The sequence below is a fragment of the Rossellomorea aquimaris TF-12 genome, assembly GCF_001648555.1.
Lineage (GTDB): Bacteria > Bacillota > Bacilli > Bacillales > Bacillaceae_B > Rossellomorea > Rossellomorea aquimaris.
On record NZ_LQXM01000026.1, the window covers coordinates 47,663 to 74,130 of the forward strand.

Genomic DNA, 26,468 nt, shown 5'->3' on the forward strand with positions numbered 1-26,468 from the left:
TTTATGGGTATGCGTCACGTTTAGCTTATGCAGTTTGTTCAAAATGTGTTAAGACCTATTTAAAAACAGGAAAGGGTTTTTGAATTTTGTGTCGAATGCTACATACAGGGGAAACACTATCACAAAGGGGAGAACATTTATGGAATCTATTTTATTAGAGCAAAAGGGACACCTGGCAACCGTAACCATTAATCGACCCGAGGCAATGAATGCCTTTAATTACGATACGTTAAACGAATTACAGCAGGTTGTAGAAGCACTTCGCATCAATCCAGACGTAAGAGTAGTCATCTTCACTGGAAGCGGGGAAAAAGCCTTCAGTGTTGGAGCTGATCTGAAGGAAAGAAAAACCTTAACAGAACAACAAGTCATTCGTAATGTCTATAAAATTGGTGAAGTCTTTCAATCCGTTGCTACCCTCCCGCAACCAACCGTAGCCGCTATGAACGGCTATGCCTTTGGAGGTGGAATGGAGTTGGCATTAGCGTGTGACTTCCGAATTGCTGTCTCTGGTACCACAATGGGACTAACAGAAACCAGTCTTGCCATTATCCCGGGAGCAGGCGGAACCCAGCGATTGCCACGTTTAATTGGAGAATCTAAAGCTCTGGAGTTAATCCTTACAGCAAGACGACTAAATTCAAACGAAGCACTAGATTTAGGATTGGTGACTAGAGTAGTAGAAAAAGATAATTTTTCAAATGAAGTTCATGCCTTTGTAGAACCAATGCTGGCTAACGGACCAATTGCTCTTCAACAAGCAAAGTACGCAGTGAAAAATGGAATGAACGTAGATCTTCAAACAGGGTTGCAAATTGAAAGGAAAGCATATGAGATTACCATTCCCACTGAAGACCGGGTAGAAGCATTAATGGCGTTTAGTCAGAAAAGGAAGCCAGAGTTTAAGGGGAAATGATTTTGCTTGTGAAAAAAGAACTCATTTTGGGTTCTTTTTTTGGCTTGAATTAAATAACATCTCCAAGTTATTAAAGCATTCTAAAGGGTCATACTAGGGAGGGGGATTATGAGGAAGGATAGACACCAGTATGTTCTCGTCTTTTTTCTATTTATTCTTCTGTTTACGGCAATCATAACAAACCCGTCTAAAGACGACTATATTCAGTTTTCTGAAGAGTCCATAGGACAACCCAATCCCGCTGGTTTAGAAATTGAAAGAATAAACTTTTATTTTTTCTCTGCATATACCCCAGTATTTTTTGATGAGTACGGTGTAAGTTATCTAGGATTATTCGGAAAGTTTATTCGAATTTCTGATGGACAGTTTGATTATCCCTGGTGGTTGGAGTTTTTTAACTAAAGGGGCAAAAGTTTCTCTTTTAGTATTCTTCTATATGAAGAGTATTTGGAAAAAGGCTATGAGAATGATAGCATTAGATTTCCTTTTTGCACAAAACGAGATATACGTATTGAAAATTTTTGATTAACCCCCTATATACAGAGGTGATTCTCATGAAAATCATTGATACCATCCCATTTTTTCTAAAAAACTATCAACCTTCTTTAGAGCATTTAAAAAATTACTATAATGAATATCCAGAAGTATTTAATGAATATTTTGCTTATCACTGCAAAAATACTGATGAAAGACTTAATCAGGCTGTTTCAAAGTATCCAGAAGTTTTATCAAACATCAAGGAAGTCCACCAAAACATTATCCCTATCATTAAAGAGATAACGGAGGAATACTATAAACGATATAAAGTCTCTTTTCCCATAGAGGTGAATTTAATTATTGGAGGATTTGGATCCAACGCCTATACACATCGTCAGATCATTCCTAACATCACATTTGCACTGGAAAAGTTATCTCCAGAACCTGACCATCTAAAAACCATTGTTGCCCATGAATTTGGTCATGCTGCTCATAATATCCTTTCAGATGAGTCGGGAATTCAATGGGAAAATATTAAGTGGACCAGTCCCCTCACTTGGCTGAATCAAGAAGGAGCCGCTATTCATTTTTCCAGGGGGAATGTAGCTCATTTACATCCTTCTATTTATTTTCACTTTAATGAAGAAGGGTATGAATGGCTAACCTTTGCTAATTCTAATAAGAATGCTATTAAATGGGAGTTTGCTCAAGACTACAGAGCAGAAACACCTCAATCCATCTTTCGTGAGTGGTTTTCTATACATGGTGGAAAAAAATTTGGCTTTAGTAGATTAGGATACTTTCTAGGAGATATATTTTTTCAAAATCAAATAATGACGCTCGGGGAAATGAAGGCAATCATTGCATGGAAAGAAAAGGATTTTGAAGAGCAAGTGGAAAACTGGTTATATCAAAAATAGATAGGTGATTAGTAAAATGAATGATAAATTAAAAACAAAAATCCAAGAAGTAATAGGTGAAGTATATTCGGTAACCTTTCTAGATGAGCAAGGGTGCACTTCAGAGGTTCGTAAGCTTAATACTGGAAAGGGATTGTACTTACTCAAAAGTTCCTTTAAGGAAAAATATCGTCCTTGGCTAGAGTCAGAAGCTCAACTATTAGAAAAGCTAAATCACAAAGGGATGGCAGTTCCTCATTACTATGGGTTTATTAAAGAAAAGGATAGTAGCCATTTATTGATGTCATTTGAAAAGGGAATGACCTTAACAGCTGCTTTGAAGGCAGCTACGTCCCTGTCAGAAAAGAAAACATTGATTCGTAGTTTTGGAGAGTTTCTTCATGACTTCCATGAAATGAACCCACTAGATTCCTTTGAAAAGAAGGATGATTGGCTAGATGACCAATTGGATAAGGCAAAAAACTATGTTGAAAATGGGCAAGCAGATGGGACCATACAGTTGTTAGAGAAGTTAATGAGTCACAAACCCCTACCGGTGAAGCAAACCATGATCCATGGAGATTGTACTATAGATAATGTCCTTGTAGTTGATGGTAAAGTAAAGCTATTTATTGATGTGGCCGGTATGACCGTAGGGGACCCTCGTTATGATGAATCCTTAGCTATTCGAAAATTTCTAAACAACCCTGAATACATAAATTCTTTCTATGAAGGATACAAGCGCTACAAAGTAACTAATGCTGAATTCCAATATTTTAATGAAGGGTTATATGAGTTTTTCTAGAAAACGAAAGACACATTTTGATGAATGCTTATCTAAAAAATCCTACATATGTGTTCACATGCAGGATTTTTTCTGTTTATTCCTCACCATAATAAATAACCATCTGACATACAGCTTCTTCTTCTGATACATTCAAATATTCATGCCCGGAATCAGCCGCAAATCGAATTGAGCTGCCTTCTCCCAATTCATAGATTTCTTCATCAATTTTAAGGGCTATTTCCCCAGACAATACCGTAATGTACTCTTCTACACCCTTAGGATGTCCTTCATTCCTGTATGAGCATCCTGGCTTCATTTCCACACGATAGCTTTCCCATTTTTTAAAAGGGTCAAAAGGGAAGATAGGGTAAACGATGTAGTTTCCATTATCTTCAAGGACAGGCTGGACATCCTCATAATGAATGATGGATATTTGATTGGTTGGTTTTTCGATTAGAGATGAGAACGACACCTTTAATCCGTTTGCAATCTTCCACAGGATGGCGACGGTTGGGTTCGAGTCTCCTCGTTCAATTTGCCCGATCATCGCTTTACTAACCCCTGTTTGTTCAGACATTTGCTCGAGGCTTAAACCTCGTTCTCTACGAATCTTTCTTATATTATCGCCAATTTGAATCGGAAAGTTTTCCATACTATAACCTCTCTTGTATACTATAACGTCTATATGTATAATATAATAAATTATCAAAGTATTAAAATAGTTTATTATTTTTATTATAAAGGATGTGATGGAGTGGAGGCACTTCTTTCTACCAAAAAAGTTAGTGATTTTCGATATGGTTTGCAGGGAGGACTTAGTATTGCCATCGGTTATATGCCTGTTGCATTAACATTTGGCTTATTAGCCAGAACTACGGGCCTTACGATTTTCGAAACCATACTTATGAGCATGTTTGTTTTTGCAGGAGCTGCACAATACATATCACTTAGCTTGATTGCTGTTGGAACAGGAATTATTGAGATAATTTTAACAACTTTCATTGTGAACATCCGTCACTTCCTTATGTCAGCCTCTCTAAGTGAAAAACTCGAAGATGATCGGTTATTTAAAAAGCTATTCTATGCTTTTGGTATTACGGATGAAACCTTTACGGTTATTAGTGTAAAAGAAGGCAAGGTAAAAACAGGTTTTGCCTTTGGGGTTATATTGATTTCATATGGAAGCTGGGTCGTGAATTCTGGTATTGGTTATCTCATTGGTGAAATCCTGCCTGCATTTTTACAGGCAAGTATGACTATCGCCCTGTATGCTATGTTTGTTGGATTGCTCGTTCCTTCAATGAAGAAAAGTGTAAAAGTTATGTTTTTGGCTTTGATTGCAGGTGCTCTAAATAGCGTCCTACTTTTTACCACCAGTCTTTCAAATGGCTGGTCCATCGTTTTAGCAACTCTTGTTTCAGCAGTCATTGTTGAATTCATCGTAATGCTGAAAAAAGGGGGAATAGCTTATGAATAGTACAGTCGTGTGGATGATTGTTGGAATGGCGGTTGTTACGTATATTCCGCGAATGCTTCCCTTCCTTGTTTTTAAAGGAAAAGAACTTCCACCCTTTATTCAAGGGGTATTAAAGAACGTTCCCTTTGCTGTATTGGGAGCGCTAATTTTTCCAAGTATTTTATTGATCCAAGAGGGAAATCTAATGTTTGGAGTAGTCGGGACCGCATCGGCATTTGCCATTGCTTTTTTAGGTGCCAATGTTATGATCGTTGTCATCGGGGCGATTTCCGTTTTGTCCCTTTATTCGTTATTCTTAATGTAGAGTGTTAGTCACGATTCTTTCGTGGCTTTTTTTGATTGGCGTGATGTTGGGGGGAGTGTGTCGAATTTTATAGAATGGCAGATATATTGAAATAATGGCAGATAAAAAATAATTATGGCAGATATAATGAGAATACGGCAGATATTTTTCCATTTTGGCATGTAAATCCGTAAAACGGCAGATAAAACATTCTCCACTAATTAGAATCCCCGTATGATGTGTTTAAGTTCTAAATGATAGGACAAGGTATTACATATAGTATAGAAGAAGATAAGGGGGGAAGTATGTTGGTTAGAAAATGGGCGTTTCGATCTGTACTAGCTTATTTGCTATTAGGCTTATTTTTATATGTGTATTTATTTTTCCTGGCTGATTCCACACTACCTGATATGTATAAAGGGAGCAGTGCGGATCCAGCCACTTTTATGAATGATCGTGAACTCATGCTGAGTGAGGAATTTTCAAAGATTAAGAATTTATTGTTTTTCTTATCAACACCATATGAGTGGCTGTTTTATTTCTTGATTCTCATTCTTGGGGTTTCAAAAGGGTTTGAAAGATGGGCTAGAGGAACGGTGAAAAATGGCTTCCTTCAGACAGCGATTTATCTCTTCTGGTTATCTCTTGCTTCATTTGTCGCTATTTTTCCGTTGCAATACATTTCATATAAAGTTTCGAAAACCTATAATATATCGACTCAAACCTTTTCCATGTGGATGAAAGATGAGTTTACTGATTTCTGGGTGAACTATCTCATGATGTTTATCATCGTAACTGTTTTATATGGACTGATGAAAAGGTTCAAGCAGCGTTGGTGGCTGGCAGCATGGGCACTGTCCGTCCCATTTACCATTTTCATGATGTTTGTGCAGCCAGTATTAATTGACCCTTTATACAATGACTTTTATCCATTAAAGGATAAAGCATTGGAGGAACAAATCCTTTCTCTTGCAGATAAAGCGAAGATTCCAACTGACCATGTCTTTGAAGTCGATATGTCGGAAAAAACAAATTCCCTTAATGCCTATGTAACAGGAGTAGGATCCAATTCACGAATCGTCCTGTGGGATACGACTCTCGAAAAATTAACCGATGAAGAAATTCTCTTTGTCATGGCGCACGAAATGGCTCATTATGTGGAGAAGCATATCTATATAGGCATCGCCATTTATTTGGTGCTCTCCTTCTTTGGCTTATTCCTTACAGCAAAGCTAATGAGAGGTATAGTAGCCAATTATAAAGATGATATGAAAGTGTCCAGTGTGTCCAGCTTAAGCTCTCTACCGCTGTTCTTAATGATAACGTCTATGCTATTGTTTACCGTTAGTCCATTTAGTAACTGGATTTCTCGATACGAAGAAACGAGAGCCGACCGATATGCCATTGAATTAACAGGTGATAAGGTAGCGGCGATTTCATCCTTCCAGAAGCTGTCTAAAGTAGGGCTGTCGCAAGTGAATCCACCGCTTCTGGTGAAAATTTTCCGGTACGGTCACCCAACGATGCTCGAGAGATTAACCATGCTTGAGAAATATGAATTAGAGAAAAAAGAATAAGGAAAAAAAGCCTCGTCTTCCTTCAGAGACGAGGCTTTTTCTTTGATTAGTGTGAGGGATTGACGCTATGAGATAGAGTACAATTTCGGAGATAGGGGTGCCTGGCAGTGGAGAATGATGTAGAGGTACGCCCCTCAAAAAAAGAAACAGCTGACTCGTGTAGGAGTCAGCTATTGTTGATTATCCGTAGCTAAGGTTGAGTTGGTTTAGTTCATTTGTCAGTTCCATGAACAATGACTTGTTTTTATTATCTAAGGCGGCATCAATGTCTTTTAAGAGTTTTGTTTTGCGCGTTTTTAGAATGCTTTCATTCAGCACCATGTCAATGTAAATTTCCAGTACGCTTTTTTCAGTGGACTTTTTCCGGGTCATCGCAGAAGCTTTCATCATTTCGGTATAGGATTTTTTGTTTTCCATATACGATCACCTCTGAATTCTTTTTATTAGTATATGGGGAAAGAAGAAAAAATTCAACCAAAAAATTAAATATTCTGAAAATTTTTTTATTCATGAAAATAGTAGATTAATTTCTGAATTTTTTAAAAATATTCGAGACAACCGTCGAATTTTATGGTATTATTTTGGAGAAAAATGTAAATGGAGGGCGGATAAATGAGAGGGAAATCTCGAATTATAGAGGAATATGAAGTTAATCCCCATACGATGATGCTTAAACCAATAGAATACGGATCTAGAACATTTACTGAAATATTAGAAGTGGATGATGTTTTAGTGTCACCTTTTAAACCATTTGAAATTTTAAGGAAGAGCTGTGAATTTTTTGGCTCATCATATGAAGGTAGGAAAGAAGGTACTAAAAAGTTAACGGGAATTGTCTATAAGGCTCCTATCATTGTTAATCCTCAAATGTCTATTTTTCTGTTCCCGACGGTTTCGCCCACTAAACAAGAGTGTGCTTGGGTTTCACATTCCCATGTACGTCGTTATGATCGATCAAATGCTGGTTTTACAAAAGTTTTTTTTCAAAATCGTCAATCGTGTGATATTCCTATTTCATATAGTTCTTTTGAGAATCAAATGCTTCGCACTTCTGACTTACGAATCGCTTATTCACAAAGAATATCAGAAATGGAGAGCAAATACACGATGGTCAATACTGAAGTGAAAAAGGTTAAGACGTTTTATTTGAATAGAAATAGTAAGACATCCGATGCGTGAGAGTAGTTTTATTCACGCTTCTTTTGTTGAATCAGATGTCGGCTTCATTAATCTTCGGTACAAATAATGTCTCATTAATTCCTCTACACGGTTTCTTAACCTCGGATTAAAATAATTATGATGCTCTTCATATCCTTTGTACAAAAACATGTACATCGTAAAGGCATCATCTGACTGAATTCTTTCTACCTTCATTTTATTCACCCTCATATACTTTTTTACATGAGCTAATTCTCCTTGTATGACTTTCATCGTTTCTTCAATTAATTCTAAATAGGGTCTTTTTAATTTAAACGGACTGCTATCAACAATTTGCATATCTCGGTTTAAAATCGTTAACACCATAGGGAGATAAATAGCTTGCTCAAGGATGTTACGGTCATTTTCTGGAATTCTGGTCATATGAAAAGGCTCCTTTTCACTTTGATATAGAACGTGTGTTCGTATTTATATTCTACGTTGAATTCAATTTACTTTCAATAGGGAAAGTTGTTAGAATGTGATTTTGTTTCTATTATGAAGGTCAGAGGTCTTTTTTATCCCTGGATTATTTACAGGTGATTTTTTGAGAGGCTTTTTCTTAAGGGTGTTTTAGTAAACTTTATTGCTTTTGAAAAAGCGAGTAATAGTTGATTTCCACAACAGGGATCACCCTCAAGGAGTGAATCCAACAATTTCATTTATCAGAACTTTATCCATAAAGGATATGCATTGATAACGTCGAATACAATAACGTGAGTGTTAGAAAGGAAGGAATGTATAAAATGAATCATAAAGGAATTGAAATCAACGATTTATATGAATTAAAAGCTATATCCGACCCAAGACTTTCTCCTAATGGAGAGGAAGCCATTTTCATTCAAACGATGATGTGTGAGGAAAAGAATGAATATTTCTCACATTTACATAGCATAAACATAGAGAGTAAGCGTATCCGTCAGTGGACTTTCGAAGAACAAAGAATATCCTCGCCAAGATGGTCTCCAGATGGGAAAAGGATTGCCTTCATATCCAATCGTTCAGGAGTGAATCAACTCTATGTCATTCAGTATGACGGAGGAGAGGCTGAACAACTAACTGAATATAGAAAAGGAGTTTCCAACCCAGTCTGGTCTCCATGTGGAGAGCGAATTGCTTGCTCCATTCGATTAGAAGAAGGGGAGGTTATTGAATGCAATGAAGAGAAAGAGGAAAAATTGAAGCCTTTTGTTACCTCTTCTATGAAATATAAAACAGATGATCGAGGCTTTCATGACAATTGCTACGCTCAGTTAGCAATTGTTGACGTTAAAAAGAAAGAATTAAAGAGACTAACAAATGATCAACATGATTATTCAATGCATTCCTGGTCCCCGGATGGGAAATACATCGCATTTTCAGCGGATTTGAAAGAAGAGAAAGATTTCTCCTTTCAATCAGATTTATATATTTTTGATCTTGAAAACAATAATCAAAAGAAGGTGAATCCAGGAGAAGGATATTATGGTGGGGCGAGCTGGTCTTATAACGGAAGGTACCTGGCTTACGTCGGTCATAATCGAGAATTCGAGAATGCTACACACAATAAAGTATGGTTATATGAGATGGAGTCAGATCAATCTGTTTGTCTTACAGAAGAAATGGATGTACCAGTAGGGGATTATCTCAATAGTGACAGTATCCAAGGCTCTTCACAAGCTGGAATTGTATGGTCAAAAGACAATGAAAGTCTATACTTTCTAGCTTCTGATACTGGAAATACGGTTCTTTACTATGGGCATATTGAAGGAGCTATCTACCCGGCATTATTACAGGAAGAGCAGCATGTATATGGATTTGATTTTGATTCAGAACGACAATTGATGCTAGTAGCAATGAGCAAGCCGACTGAACCTGGCGAGTTATATACTCTGCATGTTCCAACAGGGAAACTCGAAAAACTTACGAACCTGAATGGGAGTTGGCTAGAACAGAGAGAATTGTCTTCACCGGAAACTTTTATGTACAGCGGTTCCAAAGATTGGCCAGTGCAAGGGTGGATAATGAAGCCGGTCGGTTACGAAGAAGGAAAGAAATACCCTCTTGTCGTAGAAATACACGGCGGTCCACATACTATGTATGGAAACACATTCTTTCATGAATTCCAAGTTCTGGCTAGTAAAGGATATGCCGTTTTATATGTCAATCCAAGAGGAAGTTACGGGTACGGACAAACGTTTGTCGATGCAGTAAGAGGCGACTATGGAGGAGGAGATTACGAAGATATCATGAAGGGAGTCGAATATGCCCTAAAAGAATATTCATTTATCGATGAATCCCGTTTAGGTGTGACAGGTGGAAGCTATGGAGGTTTTATGACCAACTGGATTATTGGCCATAGCGACATTTTTAAAGCTGCTGCTACTCAACGGTCAATCAGTAACTGGATTAGTTTTTATGGAGTAAGTGATATTGGCTACTACTTCTCGGAGTGGCAAATTCAAAAGGATTTAAGTGATGTGGATTCCCTGTGGAAGCATTCCCCCTTAGCATATGTGAACAACATGAATACACCATTGCTGATTCTGCACAGTGAAAAGGACTACCGTTGTCCCATTGAGCAGGCAGAGCAATTATTTATCGCATTAAAACGCCAGAAAAAAGAAACCAGATTCGTTCGATTTCCAGAATCAAACCATAATCTCTCAAGGACAGGAAAGCCATCCTTAAGAGAGGCTCGTTTACAAGAAATGCTGGATTGGTTTAAAAAGTATTTATAATGAAAAGAAGAGACAGCCATTTCTAATTAGAAATGGCTGTTTTTTTGCAGTTATTCTCCTAAATCGTACGAATAATTATCATCCTAAAACACATATTCACTCCAAAATATACAAAACCTACTGCTAAAAGGTTTAGTTTCTCATCCATTAGGAAAAGGTTGTAATACTTATCCAAGCGTAACATGTTAACAAATATGGAAATCTTCAACGGTTGTGATATGATGAAAATAGAAAGCAACGATAGGATGAAATGAGTTTAATGTTCATGGTCGTTTAAGGGGAAGCATATAATATGGATATTAATGCGATAAAAGATTGGTTCACATTAGAAAATATTATGGATTTAATCCAGCAATACCGAGCGATTGGACCGATACCAGGTATATTATTGCCTATGCTGGAAGCATTTCTCCCATTTTTGCCGTTGTTTGTATTCGTCATGGCAAATGCAAATGCCTTTGGTTTATGGTGGGGATTTCTCTTTTCGTGGATTGGAGCTTCTGTCGGAGCATTAATCGTTTTCCTATTAGTGAGAAAATATGGTGAGACACGAATTTTCCGCTTTATCAGAAGGAATCGTCAAGTAAACCGGTTAACTAAATGGGTAGACAGGCATGGGTTTGGTCCATTATTTCTCCTCTTATGTTTTCCTTTTACGCCATCAGCTGTTGTAAATGTCGTAGCAGGATTATCAGGGATAAGCATTGCTCAATATATGCTTGCAGTATTAACAGGGAAAATGGTGATGATTTTCACCATAAGCTTTATAGGGTATGATATTATATCATTAATAAAACAACCAATACGAACAGTCATTGTAGCTGTCATTATTTTTGTTTTGTGGATTGTAGGGAAACGGATTGAAATTCGTTTGAATAAAAAAGTAGAAACTGATCAAAGAAATGACCGGAGAAAGCAGGAGGAATCAAATTGAGAGAAGAGATTAAAAGAGAAGGACTGGAATGGATAAAAGCCTTAGGAATTGGATTAATTATTTTTATCATCATTCGAACCTTTCTCTTCTCCAACTATGTAGTCGAGGGCGAATCAATGATGCCAACGTTACAGGATGGAAATAAATTAGTGGTGAATAAAATAGGATACCAAATCGGAGAATTAAATCATTTTGACGTGGTGGTCTTTCATGCCAATGAGAATGAAGATTATGTGAAACGAATCATTGGATTACCAGGTGATAAAGTGGAATACAAGGATGATAAACTTTATATAAATGGTGAATATTTTCCTGAGCCTTATCTGGAAAAATTCAAGCAGGATTATATTGGGAATAAGCTAACAGGTGATTTTACTCTTCAAGAAATTACAGAAGAGCAAACGGTCCCCGAAGGCAAAGTCTTTGTTTTAGGTGATAATCGAAGAGGAAGTATGGATAGTCGTTACTTTGGCTTTATTGAACAAGGGCAAATCGTTGGAAAAGTAGATTTGCGATACTGGCCTATTAGTGAATGGGACTTTCAATTTAAAAATTAAGGATGAAGAGAATTTTGTTCAGTGATGGATACTGAATGAAATTCTCTTCGTGCATGAGAGGGACTAACAGAATGGAATAAAATAAAAAACCACAAAGACTATTCTTTGCGGTTTTTTATTTTATTGCTTTGAGTTAGTTTGCTTACCACCTAACCCCTAGAAATTAGCCAAACGAGCAAGTTTCCGGCGATTATTCCAAATAAACCACTGATAACCCCCATTATTATAAGTGCAAGACCATGAGAACGCACATTATAGTCTTTTCTTAGTATAAAACCTATGCCTACGGCAAATGCACCAAAGAAGATGGAGTCAAAAAAAGCCAAAATGACAGAAATCCAACCAAGTATCAGCAAAATACTTCTTCCTGATGTTTTAATAATCCATCCCCCATTCATATTTTAGTTGAATCATAGGTGTTCGCAAAAACCCATATAATTACTATTATAACATTATATAACAGTATAATTCTCTACTTTTCATGTCCTATTATACCTATGACTGAGTTTTATATCGGAACAATAAGTGCTAGAGCAATAGATGGTCTACTTTTCAGATTTTGATGGATTCTTTTTCATTTTTACACAGGTTCTCATCCAGTGCATCTCATAAATATGATAAAATAGTAAGAAAATTCTATTTTTTCGAGGGTGATCGTGTGACAACAGAAATTCCAATCATTGAAACCAAGTTCGTTCCGCCTGTTGTCAAAGATTCGTACATTAGGCGTCCAACGTTAATGAAAAAAATGAGAACGTTTCCTGACTATAAATTGGTTATTGTGCATTCAGGTGCAGGATATGGGAAGAGTATCGCTATCAGTCAGTTCCTGCAAAATAGTAAACCACTCTACTGCTGGTACTCGATTACAGGGAACGATGACGGATTAGTCCCCTTCGTAACGAATATAGTATATACCATCCAAAAGCAGCGTCCCGGTTTTGGGGATGAGCTCAAGGAAACATTATTATCCATGGGCCAGCATATGAAAGATGAGGACATTTACCGATTAAGTGCATTGTTTATTAACGAATGCATGAAGATTCAAGATGACCTCACATTGATACTTGATGATTATCACTTGGTGGATCATTCTTTTCTCATAAACCAATGGATGGAGAAGGTGATTGAACATTTACCACATCACATACATTTCTTTCTTTCGACTCGAACGAAACCTTCTTGGGCTAGTTTAATACAACTAAAAATATCCCGTCAGCTACTAGAGATAACAGAAAATGATTTGTGTTTAACAAAGGAAGAAGTGGAAATCCTTCTAACTGATTTTCATGAAACCCCCATCCCCCCATCTCAACTTGAGGCAATTTGTCATTTAACAGAAGGCTGGGTTATTGCAGTCAGCATGATACACTCACAGCTTCAAGAAAATCCCGATATTCTCATGGTCGAAAAACAATACTCCTCTCTTGAAGAGCTTTTTCAGTATTTGGCTCATGAGGTTTTTTCAAAACAGTCACCGATTGTGAAACAATTCTTAAAGCAAATCTCCATTTTAGAAGAAATAAACGGTAGAGTATGCGAAGAAATCTTTGAACTGCCTGGTGCAGAACTAATGCTTAAACAACTCTCAGAGAAAAATGCATTGCTACAAGAGATGAAGGGAGCAAGCCATTACCGACTTCATGCTTTGTTTCAAACATTTTTAGAAGGTGAGTTAAAAGCTGAAAATGTACGTCTTTACAAGGAGTTGCAGATGAAATGCGCCCAGTACTTTGAACGAAGAGGGCAGTGGAAAAAAGCAGTATATCACTATTTGAAAATGGAAAATATTGAAGCGGTTTCATCAATTTTAATTGAAGAGGCTGAAGGGATGATGAAAAGTGGACATCTTGAAATTCTTGGTGAATACTTGCAGCAGGTCCCGGAACACATTAAGAATCAATACTACCCCCTTTGGATTTATCAAGGTGAATTCTTTCGTTATCGTTCTTTTTATGAAAAAGCGGAGAAGGCATACGATAATGGTATTGTGTTAGCTATCGAAAAACAGGATACAGTCATGCTTAGCAAAGCATACGAGGGAATAGGAAGAATCTATTTAGATACCATTCAACCAGGTAAAGCTCAACAATACTTATTAAAAGCCATTAACTGCCTGGAGAATGAAGAAAGTGATTTTATTAAAGAAAAGAACCATTTGTATTATTTGATTTCCGAAAATCTTGTGAATTCCGGTAATGCAATGAAGGCAAAACTGTGGTACGAAAAAGGAAAGAGTAATGGCTTTATGAAGGAAGAAGGAAACTTAGAAGCGAGAATGCTTCTGAGAACAGGGAAGCTGCAAGACGCTAAACAAGCTCTTTTATGTAAAGAGGCGGAGGATCAGCTTCCACAATCCCATCGAGAAAAGGAGCTTTTATTATCATTAATTGAATCCTTTATGGGTAATGGTATGGAAGCGAAACGATTAGCTCAGCAGGGAATCAATCAAGGAATTAAAGGTAAATCTCTTTTTGTTGAGGCTTGCGGCTGGATTAGGATGGGGCATGCAGTCCAGTTAATGAATGATTATGATTCTGAACTGGCAAAAAGCTGCTATAATACGTCCCTTGAACTGATGAGTCAAATTAATATCTCAAGGGGAAAAGCAGAGCCTTATATGGGGCTATCTATTTTGTATGGGAGATTAGGAGAATATCAGAAAGCTAAAGAATTAGCTGAACAGGCGCTGCACGAAACAGAGAAAGTTGAAGATTTATGGCTGTCTTCGTTAATACTGTTGTCTTCTGGGATAAATGATTTTTATAAGGGTGAGCTTCAAGCAGCCGAGAAGAGCATTGAACGAGCGTCCACACAATTCGAAGCATGTGGTGATCGCTATGGAAAAATGCTGACGGATTTATGGAAAAGTAGCATCTACTATAAGACAGGAAATCAAGAAATGTTTGCAGAGAACATCATGTCTTGCTTAAATGAGGTTCAAACTGGAGAGTTCGGGTTCGTCTTTCTTAAACCGACAACATTTGGTCCGAAAGATCTTCAAATGAATATTCCATTATTAGTGAAGGCTTATCAAGAAGGAATACACGCTCCTTACTGCCAGCAGCTCTTAACAACGTTAGGGTATGAAACCATTACTTCTCATCCAGGGTATACATTAAAAGTACAAAGTCTTGGCCACTTTGAAATATGCTTGGGAGACCATAAGGTAAATGAAAAGGAATGGCAGCGAGATAAAGCAAAGGAATTATTTCAATATCTTCTTATTCAACGAAATCAATTGAAAGGGAAGGAAGAGGTTATTGAGGAATTATGGCCAGAAGGAACAGGCTCTGACCGTGATTTCAAAGTCGCATTAAATACGTTGAATAATGTGTTGGAGCCTAATCGTCAAGCAAGGGGAAAAGCATTTTTTATTCAGCGTCAACAAGAAGGATATCGGTTAAATCCCATGGCCAGTATAGATTATGATGCAGATCAATTTACAAATTGGATGACCGAAGGACTAAAGGAAAAAGATATAGAAAAATCCATACAATATCTAGAATCAGGAATCCACTACTACAAAGGAGTTTTTCTCCCCGATCGAAAAGGGAATTGGTGGTCAGAAAAGGAAAGAGAGCGACTACACCTTCTCTACTTAAGAGGTTTAGAAAAGCGTGCTCAGCTAGCCATAAGAATGGAGAATGTAGACGAAGCTATCGATTATTGTTTAGGGATTATTGAAAGTGATCCCCTTTGGGAAGAAGCTTACCGGATTCTTATGTATAGTTACTATCATAAAAATAATCGCCCACAAGCTGTTAAGTGGTTTCAACGTTGCAAAAGCATATTGGAAGCGGAACTTGGAGTAGAACCTATGAAAGCCACTCAACAAATGTATGAAATGGTCATCGGTGCAACATCCAATTAAAAAAGGAGCAGTTTTCATCTGCTCCTTTTGTTATGAATAATTCCTTAGCCGGTTCTCCTGACTCGTGTTCATTCGTTTAAGAAAGGCTTCAACAAACACTGAATCCCACTGTGTTCCTTTCCCTTCATTTAATATGGAAAAGGCTTTTTCAAAAGGCATACCTCTTCGATAAGGTCGATCAGAAGTCATAGCATCAAATGCATCTGCCACAGCAATTAACCGACCAAAGATAGGAATGTCATCGCCTATTAGCTTGTCCGGGTATCCACGTCCATCAATCCGTTCGTGATGATGCTTTATTCCAGGCAAAATCGGAAGAAGGTCTTCAGTTAATTGAACGCCTTTTACAATTTCCTCTCCGATAACAGGGTGACGCTTAATCTGCTCAAACTCTTCATCTGTCAACTTTCCATCCTTTAAAAGAACATCATCTCGGATACCGATTTTACCAATATCATGGAGCAAAGCCGATTTTTTGAGTAAATCTATCTCCTTTGAAGACCAGTTACATTCCTCTGCAATATAAACGGAATATTCGGCTACACGTTTCGAATGACCGGCTGTATAAGGATCTCTGGCATCCAATGTTCCTGCTATTACCGCGAAAAATTGATCAAGGAGTTGTTGATTTTTCTGATCTCTAAGATTAATCGCTTCAACCATGTGATTAAACCCGGAAAACAAATGAGCAAACTCATCTGTATACGTATTGACGACGAGTGATCGTTGACCTTGTTCTACTTTCTCAAAGCTCTTTTCAAGTTCTTTTACGGGGGCTTCAATGCTTTTGAAAATGAGAACAGCACCATAAAAAGCGAGCAAAGTGATAATCAAAATGAGAACGCCTGCCCATTTCCAATAGTTTGCTAAAAGGTCTGAGTCCGCCATTGATAAGCGAATTTGAGAAGCTAGAGAAAACAGCAAAATCGGAAACAGAGCAAGAAACAATGAAGCTGCCAGTATTTTTCTTTTTAAACTAATAAATAAATGGGACTGTCTCGATACATCTACCCCATATGTTTTAATGGCTTTCTGTATCAGGTTTTCTTGTAACGGGTGACAAGCTCGAAAGGTCAAGAAAAATTCAATCAATGCATGAAGAATCGCGACTAAAAATGCACCAGACCAAGCATATAGGATATAGGAATAAGGAATAGATAAAACCCCTGTATTAATGCTAATGAAAGTCATGACAGTTGAGGGGATTGCTAAGCCTAAAAAGTGAGGAAACATGATTCGCTGCACCGTTAACAGAGGAAATCTTTCTGCTTGTTTGTAAGCGTCTGAAAGAATCTCAAAATCTAATGCACCTTCTGTATAGATTCTTTTAATTGGACGAATATGTTTCTGATACACAATGAATTCACAACTGAACATCGTAAAGATAGAAATGGCGATAATTGCGCCCATTGCAAAAAGCTCGTTTTCTGTAAGAGCAAGGGTTTGAAAAATAAATACAGAACCAACGCCAAAAACGGCAATCAAGCTACCTAATATATAGTTTTTAATGATTGTACGTTGAAATTGCTGAAATACATTCAAGGATAAATCCTCCATTTTTACTAACATCTAGTACTATCATTATATAGTAAAAATAGAGGAGGGAAAATGCTATAGAACTATTTTTAGAAGTTAGTACATAAATTTAAGTGAATACTTGCTTCTTATACTAGATTATTAACCATTTTTTCTCTTAGATTAAATGAGATAGAACATGGAATGGGACAGGTAGACTCATTTTCATAGGAATTGGGCCAGATGCTTTGTGAATTGGGCCACTTTCCATAACTATTGGGCCAGGTTGTGAACTTCATATCATCGAAGACTATCTCCTCGACTGTAACTCATTTGTAACTCCCTTTTCTTAAGATAAAGTCAAAGCTATTATCGCTTTAGTTCATGTTTAAGGGGGAGAAAAATATGAAATATTCGTTTAAATGGTCTGCCTTAATGATTTTTTTATCTTGTTTACTGGTCGTGACGAGTGCATGTAATTCCCAAAGTAGCGGTGGATCAGGGGAAAAAGAAACAGAAAAAGAACAAGAAACGGTCAAAATAGGAGTGCTTGCTTCACTGACAGGAGCATTAGAGTCTTATGGGAAGCAAACTCAACGTGGATTTGAACTTGGTTTAGAGTATGCCACTGATGGAACGATGGAGGTGGCTGGGAAGAAAATAGAAGTGGTCTTTGAAGATACAGAAACAAAACCTGAAGTAGCTGTTCAAAAAGCGACAAAACTATTTGAAGAAGATGGCGTTGATTTTCTAGTAGGTTCTTCAAGTTCTGGTGATACGTTAGCAGTACTCCCTCTTGCAGAGGAATATGAAAAAATAATGATTGTTGAGCCGGCTGTTGCAGATAGTATTACTGGTTCAGAGTTCAATCCTTATATCTTTAGGACAGGAAGAAACTCATCACAGGATGCGGTGGCAGGTGCAGCAGCAATTGCGAAGGATGGAGTCAAAATTGCTACATTAGCACCGGATTATTCCTTTGGTCGAGATGGTGTAGCAGCCTTTAAAGAAGCTGCTGAAAACCTTGGTGCAGAGATTGTTCATGAAGAATATGCAGACCCTGCGGCAACAGATTTTACTTCTAACCTTCAAAAGATTATTGAAAGTAAACCAGACTACCTATTCGTCATCTGGGCTGGAGCGAATTCACCTTGGAATCAGATTGGTGATATGAAGCTTCAAGAAAAAGGGATTAAAATTTCGACTGGAGCTCCAGATATTCCTGCATTATCTGTTATGGAACCGTTAGTTGGAATGGAAGGCTTCAGTGTGTATTACCATGAACTGCCTGACAATGAGATTAATAACTGGTTAGTAGAAGAGCATAAAAAGAAATACGACGGTGAAGTACCAGACCTGTTTACACCAGGTGGGATGAGTGCAGCAATTTCCATTGTTGAAGCGTTAAAGAATACAGAAGGGGATTTAGATCCAGATACTCTTATAGAGACGATGGAGGGGATGAGCTTTGACACTCCAAAAGGAACAATGACATTCCGGGAAGAAGATCATCAAGCACTACAAACCTTGTATTCTATTAAGTTAGAGAAGAAAGATGGGGTTCCTTATCCTGTTCCAGTGTTAATTAGAGAACTCTCTCCAGAAGAAACAGCTCCTCCTATACGAAATTAAAGAGCAAGGGGTTGACTAGCAAATGTCGGGCTTAAACCTTCATTGAAGGGCTTGATACTTTGTTTACAGTCAACCCCTTTCATGAAACCAGAATGGGGTGAAAAAATGAGTATACTAGAAACAAAAAATTTGACCATTACCTTTGGCGGACATACAGCTGTAGATGATGTGACCTTTTCTGTTCCTGAAAAAAAGTTTAAATCTATTATTGGACCAAATGGTGCCGGGAAGACAACATTGTTTAACTTACTTAGTGGTCAATTAAAGCCATCTAGTGGAGAAGTCTTTTTAAAAGGAAAGAATATAACGAAGCTTTCGCCAACAAAACGTGCTCGTTTAGGTATTGGTCGCTCCTTCCAAATGACCAATGTTTTCCCTCATTTAACCGTATTGGAAAATGTTAGATTGGCGGTTCAATCAAAGCGGGGAATACGGTATGTCATGCATAAAAACATTCAAACCTTTGGAAGTGTTTTAAAGGAAGCAGAAGAGCTTCTAAATCTTGTAATGCTATCGACTAAAGGAAATTCACTGGCGGTGAATTTAGCCCATGGAGAAAAAAGAAAGTTAGAGATTGCTATGCTTCTAGCGTTAGATACTGAAATCTTATTATTAGATGAGCCTACTGCCGGTATGTCGTTAGAGGAGGTGCCTGCCATATTGGAGGTCATTCGCAACATAAAATCTCAAGGAGATAAAACCATCGTTCTTATTGAACACAAGATGGATATGATTATGGATCTGTCAGATTCAATTATGGTCCTTTTCAATGGCAGGTTACTTGCAGATGATCATCCGAAGGAAATAATGAAAAATGAACAGGTACAATCAGCTTATCTAGGAGGTCTATATGATGACCACACTGCTTAAGGTAGATGGTATTGAAACATATATTGATCAGTATCACATCCTTCAGGGAGTTTCCTTTGAAGTGAAGAAAGGCGAAGTAACTGTGTTATTAGGTAGAAATGGAGCGGGGAAAACTACAAGTCTTCGAACCATCATGGGTCTAACACCTCCTTCATCAGGAAAGATATTCTACAAGGATGAAGAAATTCAAAGACTTCCGACCTTCAAGGTAGCGAACAAAGGTATTGGCTATGTACCAGAAGATCAAGGCATATTTGGCGATCTTACAGTTGAAGAAAACATGAAGGTTGCCATAAAGAATTATGATCAAGAAACAGAAGATCGTATGACATGGATTACGGATCTTTTTCCAGACCTTAAAAAGTTTTGGAAGAAAGCCGGGGGGAATTTAAGTGGTGGTCAAAAACAAATGCTATCCATTGCTAGAGCTTACTTAAATAATAATGACTTAATACTGATTGATGAACCAAGCAAGGGACTGGCCCCCATCGTTGTAGAGAAAGTGATGGAAACGATAGTAGAAATGAAAGAAAAAACAACGATACTCCTTGTGGAACAAAATTTCATTATGGCTAGTCAAATAGGTGACCGCTTTTACATTATCGATGATGGGAAAACGGTTCACAATGGACGGATGGAAGCATTAGTAAAGGACGAAGAAATGAAGAAGAAATATTTAGGGATTGCATGAGGAGGGAATAAAGTGGACCTCATTATTAACTTAGCCCTTAATGGATTAGCAACAGGAATGCTCATCTTTTTATTAGCGGCAGGATTAACATTAATATTCGGTTTAATGGATGTTTTGAACTTTGCCCACGGTGGTTTATTTGCCTGGGGAGCCTATAGCGGTGTTTGGGTATATACGGTCACGGATAGCTTTGTTATGGGGATTATTGGTGCCATTGTAACGGGGTTGATTTTAGGGATGGTTACTGAGAAGTTTATTATTCAACCTGTGTATGGTAATCACGTTCAACAAATCCTTATAACTTTAGGGTTTATGCTGGTTCTATCAGAAATGTTAAAGGTGGTATGGGGACCAAACCAATTATCAGCTAAAGCCCCAGACTATTTAGCAGGTAGCTGGCTGATTGGGGATATTATTGTAATCAAATATCGTGTATTTATTATTGTCATTGGCTTTTTTATCTTTGCAATCGTTCAGCTTATATTGAATAAAACAAGAATTGGCCTGATTGTTCGAGCAGGTGTAATGAATAAAGAAATGGTAGAAGCCTTTGGCATCAATATTAAAAGAGTGTTTATGTATGTCTTTATGGTAGGTTCTGCATTAGCAGCGCTTGGAGGTATCCTTTTAGCTCCTTATTCAGGTGTGATTTATGCGGAAATGGGGATGGAATTTGCTATTTTAGCCTTCATCGTCGTAGTCATTGGAGGAATGGGAAGTTTTCCTGGGTCCCTGTTTGCAGCTGTTTTAGTGGGATTATCAGGCTCGTTTATGACATATTATGTTCCTGAATTATCACTTGCTGTCAATATGATCTTAATGGCCCTTGTACTTATTTTTAGACCACAAGGATTATTTACAGTAAAGGGGTGAGGAAATGAAAATCCTTCAGCGACGATCCAATCTTTTTTTTAGTATAACGATACTTATATTAATTGCGTTTCCTTTTATAAATGATTCTAGAAGTATGATGATTCTCCTGACTCAAGTGTTCATATTTGGTGTATTTGCCATGAGTTACGATCTTCTTCTAGGGTACACAGGCATTGTATCCTTTGGTCATGCTATGTTCTTTGGAATTGGTGCCTATACAACAGGTATTTTCCTAGACCGAATGGAACCTACCATGTTTTGGTTATTTGTGTCTTTATTAGTCGCGTTCCTGATTGCAGGATTTGTCAGCTATATTGTTGGACTCTTGACATTAAGACTCAAAAGTCACTTCTATGCCATGTTAACCTTAGCCTTTGCAGGGTTGTTTCTAGTTGGGGCAGAGAAGTGGAGAACGTTAACATTTGGAAATGATGGCTTTACCTTTCGTACGCCAGATTTATTAAAAGATCGTATGATTTTTTACTTTGTTTGTCTTGGTGTAATGGTATTGATCTTCCTACTCCTTAAACGATTTACACATTCTCCAGCCGGTTCTGTTCTTCAAGCGATTCGTGAAAATGAACAACGAGCAGAATCACTGGGATTTCAAGTTCTCCACTATAAAATTTTAGCCAGTGTAGTAGCGGGTGTTATTGCCAGTTTTGCAGGTTCTTTATACAGCCTGTCATTACGATTTGTTAATACAAGTGTCTTTACGATGGACGTAACACTGGATGCTCTCCTTATGACCATCATCGGTGGAGTTGGAACATTAATTGGACCGTTAGTTGGAGCAGGGTTGATTGAATTCGCGCATCATTGGTTAACGGAGCTTGCGAAAACATACCCCATATTTGAGAGATGGATTATCTTCTTCGGAATTCTTTATATTCTAGCTGTGATGTTTTTCCCGGCAGGAATTGTCGGAACTTTAAGGAAAATAAATAGAAAAAAACGCGTGAACAATGTAAAAATAGATGAGAAAAAAATGACAGGCTAGTGAGGAGGGTCTTCTTTGAAAATCGGAATTCTTAGTACGGGAATGTATTTACCTGTAAACACCATGACAGGTGAAGAAATTGCATCTAAAGCAGGACTTCCAGTAGAAGTTGTCGAAAATAAAATGGGGATCAAAAAGAAAACGATTCCAGGACCTGATGATCACACTGTTGCAATGGGCATCCATGCTGCAAATAGAGCCATAGAGAAGGCGAATTTAGAACCAAAGGATATTGATGTCGTCATTTATGTGGGTGAAGAGCATAAAGAATATCCACTTTGGACAGCTTCCATAAAGCTACAAGAAGAGATTGGTGCATATCACGCTTGGGCATTTGATGTTGCTTTACGCTGTGGAACAACCATTATGGCTATGAAACTGGCAAAAAGCTTACTAGAAACGGACCCGGAAATGAAAACAATTCTATTGGCAGGTGGCTATCGCAATTGTGATTTTATTGATTACAGAAATAATCGAACGCGGTTCATGTTTAATTTGGCTGCTGGTGGAGGTGCTTTGATTCTCCAAAAAGGCTTTAAAAAAAATCATTTACTCCAAACTTCGATCGTAACAGATGGTTCATTTTCTGAGGATGTAATTGTTCCAGTGGGAGGAACAAAGGAGCCATTGACAGAAAGCTCTCTACAACAAGGCTTGTACAGATTGGATGTCACAGATCCAGAAGGAATGAAAAGAAGATTAGAGCAAAAATCCATGGACAATTTTTTGAAGGTAATTCGACAATCTCTTTACAAGAGTGGCTTTGAAGAAAAAGATATCTCCTATGTGGCTATGCTGCATATGAAAAGGTCTGCTCATCAATTTGTCTTAAAGGAATTAGGCCTAAGGGAAAATCAATCCATATATTTAGAAGAATACGGCCATATCGGCCAATTTGATCAAATCCTATCTCTTGAACTTGCCGAACAAAGTGGCCTGCTTAAGGAAGGTGATATCGTTGTTATGGTAAGTGCGGGGATTGGGTATGCTTGGGGCGCAACGACCATTATTTGGGGAAATTCGTAAGGGGGCACAAACAATGTCAACTGTTGAATTAAAAAAAGTGTTGTTAGCAAATGGAGAAACTATCGCTTATCGAGAACGTAGTGGAGGGCAAATCCCAATCGTTCTTATACATGGGAATATGACGTCTTCAAAGCATTGGGATATAGTTTTAGATAGGCTCTTTTCGCAAAGATTGTTGCTATTTTGACCATCCTTATAAGAGGTGATAAAATACTCTTTCAGGAGGCGGTTTCTCAATGATTAAAGACATCTATGCCACGTTTTCGGACTTAACTAAAGACGAACAAATTCAACTATTCAACCTGTTAAAAGAAGACTTTATCGATGATGAAGATACTGATATGAAAGATGCATTCACAACAATTAGAGAAACCCGTTTTAAAGAAGGGTTAGGATGCATTCATTGTGGAAGCGTGAAGGTAAAGCGAAATGGCAAGTACAGAGAGAGGCAAAGATATCTTTGTCGTGACTGCGGAAAGTCATTTAATGACCTTTCAAATACTCCGATTGCAGGAACCCGTTATCTTGGTAAGTGGGCGAAGTATTTTAATATGATGGTGGAAGGCTATACCTTGCCTAAGATTGCTAAACGCTTAAAAATCCACATCTCTACTGCATTTTACTGGAGACATAAAATTCTTTTTGCTTTGCGTTCAATGGGATATCAAATGTTGAAAGGGATTATTGAAAGTGACGAAACCTTCTTTAAAGAGTCTTTAAAAGGACGAAGAACACTTGACAGGAAACCAAAAAAACGTGGCGGCAAAGATAAATTGAGAGGGATTAGCCATCTTAAAATTGCTGTTGTTGTCGCCCAGGACCGTAATGGGCAAGTCATTGCTCAAAAAGCAGGAAACGGTCGTGTAAAAGCAGAAGAAATTGACGCAGTTATCGGGAGTTATATTGACCCGTCTGCTTTGTTATGCACAGATACAGCCACGAACTACAAGAAATTCGCCCAAATCAAGGCACTTAAACACGAGCCAATAAACCTAAGCAAAGAGGGATACGTCAAAAAGGGCATCTACCATTTGCAAAACGTCAATAACTATCATAAACGTCTAAAAGGCTGGTTGGATAGGTTTCAAGGAGTGGCTACAAAGTATTTGGATAATTATCTTTATTGGTTCAGCTTCCTTCAGCAAAGTAAGAAGTTGGCTGAAAAGGAGCAGATAAACCAAATGCTTCTCAGTTCTTGCCAAAATTCAAATAGCATTACCGTCAAATTCCTACGTGAGGTATAAAAAAACAGCCATTCCTTTGCGAAACGGCTGTATTTCTTATTCGAACATTCAACTCTTACTGCTCACCCTAAACCACCACCACCTGGTCCTGTATTACCACCAGTATAGTTCTTATCTTCTCCAGGTTTGGCTGAAGAGCTAATGCCTTTTGTATACCTATCGTTGTCCCGTTTTTTCCTTCTGAAATCAATCAATAATGCAAATAACAAAATTCCTATAATCAATATTACTAACCACCACATAAAACTCCCCCTTTTCTTACAACTATTTTTAGATAATAAATTCTATAAATAAACTGGCTTTTAAATGATTGTGTCATTTATATATAATACCATAAAAAGTAAATAATTTCCTTGTTCTTACTCAATAACAACAATCTTTACGAAAAGAGCCTTTAGATAAGATGGATGAACGCTTTAAACTATACGCAATCGATATGAGAGGATTTGGGGAATCAAGCTATCATCAGAAGATTACCTCGATTAAAGAGTTATCAGATGATATGAAACAATGGGTAGATGAAATTGGAGTTCAGCACTTCTCGATTATTGGCTGGTCCACCGGTGGAGCGGTAGGAATGCAATTCAGTATAGATTATCCGAGCTATTGTGAGAATCTTATTTTACTAGCCTCAGCTTCTACAAGGGGCTATCCCTTTTTTGGAACGAAAGAAGATGGCACAGTGGATTTCATGAATCGACTACGTACAATCGATGAAGTTAAGATGGACAGTGGAAAAACAATTCCTGTGCAGGAAGCCTATGATGATAATAATCGCGAATTTCTTCGTTCATTATGGAATGCCCTCATTTATACTCATCAACAGCCAGATGATGACCATTATGAAGAGTACATCGACGATATGAGAACACAACGAAATTTAGCGTCTATCTATCACGCGTTGAATACCTTCAATATTAGCTCAGTTCATAATGGACTTGTAAACGGTTCAAATCAAGCTAGTTCAATTTCTATCCCCGTTCTTGTGTTAAGGGGAGATCGAGATTATGTGATTACAAAAGAAATGACAGATGAAATTGTCGAGGATATAGGAGAAAACGCGACATTTGTAGAATTAAAGAATAGTGGGCATTCACCACTTATTGATGATATTGATCAACTGCTTGGGGTAGTGACGTCATTTTTACAGAGATAAAAGGAGGAGTCAGCGTGAGATTGAAAGGAAAAGTAGCCCTTATCACGGGTGCGGCAAACGGAATTGGATTTGCTGCAGCAGAATTATTTGCAAAAGAAGGCTGCAGTGTAGCCTTAGTAGATTTTGATTCAGAGGTTGGGGAAGAAAAAGCAAAGTCTTTGAGTGAGATGAGTGAAGGGAAGGTCTCTTTTTTTCAAGGAGACGTAGCAGAACGTTCTTCAGTTGATTCCTTTGTTAAAAGGGTAAGGGAGCACTTTGGCAAAATAGATATATTAATTAACAATGCAGGAATTACAAGAGATGGAATGATCCATAAGCTGTCATCTGAAGATTTTCAAAAGGTTTTGGACGTCAATTTAACGGGAGTATTCAATTGTACGCAAGCTGTACTTCCTTATTTGATTGAAAATGGAAAAGGGAAAATCATTAACACTTCTTCTGTAAGTGGTGTGTATGGAAATGTTGGTCAAACCAACTACGCAGCAACAAAGGCAGCAGTGGTGGGGATGACAAAAACATGGGCAAAGGAATTGGGACGTAAAGGGATCAATGTGAATGCAGTGGCCCCTGGTTTTACAGAAACAAGCATGGTTGCCTCTGTTCCTGAGAACGTGATTCAGCAAATGAAAGCGATGATTCCATTAGGAAGACTAGGGAAACCGGACGATATTGCAAAAGCATATCTATATCTAGCATCTGATGATAGTGATTATGTAAATGGTACGGTTTTACATGTAGACGGAGGAATCATGATGTAGAAAAT

27 protein-coding genes and 1 pseudogene are annotated in these 26,468 nt (G+C 37.7%); 22 read left to right on the top strand and 6 right to left on the bottom strand.

The features are described 5' to 3' along the window. The first annotated feature begins 139 nt into the window (after positions 1-139). The 4 genes from IQI_RS08230 (at position 140) to IQI_RS08245 (ending at position 3,097) form a co-directional block, all read left to right on the top strand. Positions 140-916, top strand: a complete 777-nt coding sequence (locus IQI_RS08230; RefSeq protein ID WP_064092172.1) for an enoyl-CoA hydratase-related protein — start codon at positions 140-142, stop codon at positions 914-916. A gap of 108 nt (positions 917-1,024) precedes the next feature. Beyond that, complete coding sequence (locus IQI_RS08235; protein WP_064092173.1) at positions 1,025-1,318, top strand: hypothetical protein; 294 nt, start codon at positions 1,025-1,027, stop codon at positions 1,316-1,318. A 152-nt stretch (positions 1,319-1,470) separates the two neighbouring features. Continuing rightward, complete coding sequence (locus IQI_RS08240; protein WP_064092174.1) at positions 1,471-2,313, top strand: hypothetical protein; 843 nt, start codon at positions 1,471-1,473, stop codon at positions 2,311-2,313. A 16-nt stretch (positions 2,314-2,329) separates the two neighbouring features. Further along, on the top strand, positions 2,330-3,097 hold the full coding sequence (locus IQI_RS08245) for a phosphotransferase (RefSeq protein WP_064092175.1): 768 nt from the start codon (positions 2,330-2,332) through the stop codon (positions 3,095-3,097). A 76-nt stretch (positions 3,098-3,173) separates the two neighbouring features. Here IQI_RS08245 and IQI_RS08250 read toward each other — a convergent pair whose 3' ends face one another. Further along, positions 3,174-3,731, bottom strand: coding sequence for a helix-turn-helix domain-containing protein (locus IQI_RS08250; RefSeq protein ID WP_064092176.1), 558 nt, complete (start codon positions 3,729-3,731; stop codon positions 3,174-3,176). A 102-nt stretch (positions 3,732-3,833) separates the two neighbouring features. On the opposite strand from IQI_RS08250, the gene IQI_RS08255 reads away from it, so the two are divergent. From IQI_RS08255 to IQI_RS08265, 3 genes are all read left to right on the top strand, one after another. Next, positions 3,834-4,556, top strand: a complete 723-nt coding sequence (locus IQI_RS08255; protein WP_064092177.1) for an AzlC family ABC transporter permease — start codon at positions 3,834-3,836, stop codon at positions 4,554-4,556. Then, positions 4,549-4,860, top strand: coding sequence for an AzlD domain-containing protein (locus tag IQI_RS08260; protein ID WP_064092178.1), 312 nt, complete (start codon positions 4,549-4,551; stop codon positions 4,858-4,860). Before IQI_RS08255 ends, IQI_RS08260 begins: the two co-directional genes overlap by 8 nt. 287 nt (positions 4,861-5,147) lie before the next feature. Beyond that, complete coding sequence (locus IQI_RS08265; protein WP_064092398.1) at positions 5,148-6,416, top strand: M48 family metallopeptidase; 1,269 nt, start codon at positions 5,148-5,150, stop codon at positions 6,414-6,416. Between the two features lie 180 nt (positions 6,417-6,596). Here IQI_RS08265 and IQI_RS08270 read toward each other — a convergent pair whose 3' ends face one another. Beyond that, positions 6,597-6,833, bottom strand: a complete 237-nt coding sequence (locus tag IQI_RS08270; protein ID WP_064092179.1) for an IDEAL domain-containing protein — start codon at positions 6,831-6,833, stop codon at positions 6,597-6,599. 195 nt (positions 6,834-7,028) lie between these two features. Between IQI_RS08270 and IQI_RS08275 the strand changes: the two genes are divergently transcribed. Continuing rightward, the gene (locus tag IQI_RS08275) at positions 7,029-7,595 is read left to right on the top strand and encodes a competence protein ComK (protein ID WP_064092180.1); all 567 of its coding nucleotides are present in this window, start codon (positions 7,029-7,031) and stop codon (positions 7,593-7,595) included. Between the two features lie 12 nt (positions 7,596-7,607). Here IQI_RS08275 and IQI_RS08280 read toward each other — a convergent pair whose 3' ends face one another. Then, positions 7,608-7,997 (bottom strand): hypothetical protein, encoded by a 390-nt coding sequence (locus IQI_RS08280; RefSeq protein WP_064092181.1) that lies wholly within the window; start codon positions 7,995-7,997, stop codon positions 7,608-7,610. Between the two features lie 362 nt (positions 7,998-8,359). On the opposite strand from IQI_RS08280, the gene IQI_RS08285 reads away from it, so the two are divergent. The 3 genes from IQI_RS08285 (at position 8,360) to lepB (ending at position 11,824) form a co-directional block, all read left to right on the top strand. Then, a complete protein-coding gene (locus IQI_RS08285) occupies positions 8,360-10,333 on the top strand; it encodes a S9 family peptidase (protein WP_064092182.1) in 1,974 nt (657 codons plus the stop codon). Between the two features lie 292 nt (positions 10,334-10,625). Then, positions 10,626-11,267, top strand: coding sequence for a TVP38/TMEM64 family protein (locus IQI_RS08290; protein ID WP_064092183.1), 642 nt, complete (start codon positions 10,626-10,628; stop codon positions 11,265-11,267). After that, positions 11,264-11,824 carry a signal peptidase I gene (gene lepB / locus IQI_RS08295; protein ID WP_064092184.1) on the top strand — a complete coding sequence of 187 codons (561 nt, stop codon included), beginning with the start codon at positions 11,264-11,266 and terminating at the stop codon, positions 11,822-11,824. Before IQI_RS08290 ends, lepB begins: the two co-directional genes overlap by 4 nt. A gap of 149 nt (positions 11,825-11,973) precedes the next feature. Here the strand turns inward: lepB and IQI_RS08300 are convergent, their stop codons facing one another. Continuing rightward, complete coding sequence (locus IQI_RS08300) at positions 11,974-12,180, bottom strand: hypothetical protein (RefSeq protein ID WP_064092185.1); 207 nt, start codon at positions 12,178-12,180, stop codon at positions 11,974-11,976. A gap of 302 nt (positions 12,181-12,482) precedes the next feature. On the opposite strand from IQI_RS08300, the gene IQI_RS08305 reads away from it, so the two are divergent. Then, positions 12,483-15,698, top strand: coding sequence for a BTAD domain-containing putative transcriptional regulator (locus IQI_RS08305; RefSeq protein ID WP_064092186.1), 3,216 nt, complete (start codon positions 12,483-12,485; stop codon positions 15,696-15,698). A 30-nt stretch (positions 15,699-15,728) separates the two neighbouring features. On the opposite strand, the gene IQI_RS08310 is transcribed toward IQI_RS08305, so the two are convergent. Then, the gene (locus IQI_RS08310; RefSeq protein ID WP_064092187.1) at positions 15,729-17,240 is read right to left on the bottom strand and encodes an HD-GYP domain-containing protein; all 1,512 of its coding nucleotides are present in this window, start codon (positions 17,238-17,240) and stop codon (positions 15,729-15,731) included. A 378-nt stretch (positions 17,241-17,618) separates the two neighbouring features. Here IQI_RS08310 and IQI_RS08315 point away from each other — a divergent pair, with 378 nt between their 5' ends. From IQI_RS08315 to IQI_RS08345, 8 genes and pseudogenes are all read left to right on the top strand, one after another. Next, the gene (locus tag IQI_RS08315; RefSeq protein WP_064092188.1) at positions 17,619-18,845 is read left to right on the top strand and encodes a substrate-binding domain-containing protein; all 1,227 of its coding nucleotides are present in this window, start codon (positions 17,619-17,621) and stop codon (positions 18,843-18,845) included. A gap of 105 nt (positions 18,846-18,950) precedes the next feature. After that, on the top strand, positions 18,951-19,715 hold the full coding sequence (locus IQI_RS08320; RefSeq protein ID WP_064092189.1) for an ABC transporter ATP-binding protein: 765 nt from the start codon (positions 18,951-18,953) through the stop codon (positions 19,713-19,715). Further along, positions 19,699-20,406 carry an ABC transporter ATP-binding protein gene (locus tag IQI_RS08325; protein WP_064092190.1) on the top strand — a complete coding sequence of 236 codons (708 nt, stop codon included), beginning with the start codon at positions 19,699-19,701 and terminating at the stop codon, positions 20,404-20,406. The genes IQI_RS08320 and IQI_RS08325 overlap by 17 nt, the downstream gene beginning before the upstream one ends. Before the next feature lie 12 nt (positions 20,407-20,418). After that, entirely contained in the window at positions 20,419-21,279 is an 861-nt protein-coding gene (locus IQI_RS08330; RefSeq protein WP_064092191.1) for a branched-chain amino acid ABC transporter permease, read from the top strand. A 4-nt stretch (positions 21,280-21,283) separates the two neighbouring features. Further along, the gene (locus IQI_RS08335) at positions 21,284-22,279 is read left to right on the top strand and encodes a branched-chain amino acid ABC transporter permease (protein WP_064092192.1); all 996 of its coding nucleotides are present in this window, start codon (positions 21,284-21,286) and stop codon (positions 22,277-22,279) included. A 15-nt stretch (positions 22,280-22,294) separates the two neighbouring features. Then, entirely contained in the window at positions 22,295-23,305 is a 1,011-nt protein-coding gene (locus tag IQI_RS08340; protein ID WP_064092193.1) for a 3-oxoacyl-ACP synthase, read from the top strand. 13 nt (positions 23,306-23,318) lie between these two features. Continuing rightward, positions 23,319-23,465: pseudogene (locus IQI_RS20590) on the top strand (alpha/beta fold hydrolase); the annotation flags it as partial. Between the two features lie 76 nt (positions 23,466-23,541). After that, on the top strand, positions 23,542-24,549 hold the full coding sequence (locus IQI_RS08345; RefSeq protein WP_064092194.1) for an IS1595 family transposase: 1,008 nt from the start codon (positions 23,542-23,544) through the stop codon (positions 24,547-24,549). Positions 24,550-24,611: 62 nt separating this feature from the next. Here IQI_RS08345 and IQI_RS08350 read toward each other — a convergent pair whose 3' ends face one another. Further along, positions 24,612-24,791 (bottom strand): hypothetical protein, encoded by a 180-nt coding sequence (locus IQI_RS08350; protein WP_064092195.1) that lies wholly within the window; start codon positions 24,789-24,791, stop codon positions 24,612-24,614. A 161-nt stretch (positions 24,792-24,952) separates the two neighbouring features. Between IQI_RS08350 and phaZ the strand changes: the two genes are divergently transcribed. Further along, on the top strand, positions 24,953-25,705 hold the full coding sequence (gene phaZ / locus IQI_RS08355; RefSeq protein ID WP_064092196.1) for an intracellular short-chain-length polyhydroxyalkanoate depolymerase: 753 nt from the start codon (positions 24,953-24,955) through the stop codon (positions 25,703-25,705). Positions 25,706-25,719: 14 nt separating this feature from the next. Further along, entirely contained in the window at positions 25,720-26,463 is a 744-nt protein-coding gene (gene fabG, locus IQI_RS08360) for a 3-oxoacyl-ACP reductase FabG (protein ID WP_064092197.1), read from the top strand. Positions 26,464-26,468 lie beyond the last annotated feature (5 nt).